Here is a 1635-nt window from a genome sequence, read left to right on the forward strand (position 1 = left end):
CCAACAGCCACGGCCAAAAAGTCCAGTCGGCCGGCAACAACATGTCCTCCACCGACTCCGCCGTCGGCGGCAGCTGGGCCTGACGCACGTTCACCACAGGGTCGGGCAGCCGTAATACCCAGCCGGTCCGGTGGCATCGGCGGCTTCCGGCGTTGCGATCACCCTGCTGCAGATTCGCGAGCGATGTCGCATCCGCACGGCAAACACCCGGTGAAATCTTTTCTCACGCCCGGCAGTGGCCGGGAAATGTTGGGCCCCTGAGTAAGTCGGCAGTGGCTTGACATCCTCGCCGGCGTTATCGTCAACGGCGTGGTGACGCGCCAACCTCGTCGCGACTCGGCCACCGGGTAGCCGGTTTGGCTCAAGGGACTCGCCAGTGCAAAGGAGTGCCGCGTCATGCAGACGCTGAGCATCGCTGAATTCGCGCTGCGTTTGGGCGTTGGGGTCGGCTGCGGCGCCCTCATCGGAATCGAGCGGCAATGGCAGGCTCGACGAGCGGGCCTGCGGACCAACGCACTGGTGGCCACGGGCGCGACGCTGTTCGTGCTCTACTCCGTCGTCACCAACGACAGCAGTCCCACCCGAGTGGCGTCGTACGTCGTGTCCGGCGTCGGTTTCCTCGGTGGTGGGGTGATCCTGCGTGAGGGATTCAATGTGCGCGGGCTCAACACCGCGGCGACCTTGTGGTGTTCGGCTGCGGTCGGTGTGCTTGCGGCCGGTGGACATCCGCTGTTCGCGCTCATCGCCACGGGCACCATCGTCGCGATCCACCTGTTGGGGCGGCCGCTGGGCCACCTGATCGATAACGGCGACAGCGTGGTGGAGGAGGACGAAGACGACCAGCCCTATCAGCTGCAGCTGATCTGCCGGCCCAAGTCCGAAAGGTACGCGCGCGCGCAGATTGTCCAGCGCACGGGCGGCGGCAGCGATCTGGTGTTGCGTGGCATCCATACGGGTCGGACCGGTGATGACAGCGTCGCCTTGACCGCGTACCTGCTCAGCGACGGCCATGCCCCGGCCCGGCTGGAACGGCTCGTCGCTGAACTCTCATTACAAGAGGGCGTTCAGGCGGTGCACTGGTATGCCGGCGACGAGGACGAGCGCATGCCTCGGGCGCCGGAAACGGATTAGCCGGCCAAGCTTCAGAGCCCAGGACTGCGAAGTCGTAGGGTGCGAGACGTGAATGCGATTGCCGGTTGGCTATCGGGTTTGCCGGAGCAGATGCGCGACCCGGTGCTGTTCTCGATTCCGTTCTTCCTTCTGCTGCTGATTGTTGAGTGGACCGCGGCACGCAAGCTCGAACGCATCGAACGGGAGGCGGACGCGCAATCCGATCGTCCGCGCTCGGGTGCCTATCTGACGGCCGATTCGTGGGCCAGCATCCGGATGGGTCTCATCTCGGTGGCGACAACGGCGGCCTGGAAATTCATCGCGTTGCTCGGCTACGCCGCGATCTACGCCTACTTGGCTCCCTGGCTTCTGCCGGCGACGCGTTGGTACACCTGGGTGATCGCACTTCTCGGCGTCGATCTGCTCTACTACTGCTATCACCGCAGCGCGAACCGGATTCGGCTGATCTGGGCGACCCATCAGGCTCACCACTCCAGCCAATACTTCAATTTCGCCACCGCGCTG

At 64.8% G+C, this 1635-nt stretch carries 2 protein-coding genes and 1 pseudogene; all 3 read left to right on the forward strand.

Features of this window, described 5'->3' with window-relative positions; all coding sequences use genetic code 11:
- Nucleotides 1-83: pseudogene (locus AC2VOU_RS02860) on the forward strand (type VII secretion protein EsxI); the annotation flags it as partial.
- Nucleotides 84-396: 313 nt separating this feature from the next.
- Entirely contained in the window at nucleotides 397-1131 is a 735-nt protein-coding gene (locus AC2VOU_RS02865) for an MgtC/SapB family protein (protein WP_486956003.1), read from the forward strand.
- A gap of 48 nt (nucleotides 1132-1179) precedes the next feature.
- On the forward strand, nucleotides 1180-1635 hold a 456-nt coding region (locus tag AC2VOU_RS02870; RefSeq protein ID WP_486956004.1), incomplete at its 3' end, for a sterol desaturase family protein.

It is taken from the genome of Mycobacterium sp. TH-M25 (assembly GCF_057473665.1).

Bases quoted from the DNA above. Each gene is read 5' to 3' on its own strand.
- AC2VOU_RS02865 (WP_486956003.1), top strand. From the start codon at position 397: ATGCAGACGCTGAGCATCGCTGAATTCGCGCTGCGTTTGGGCGTTGGG.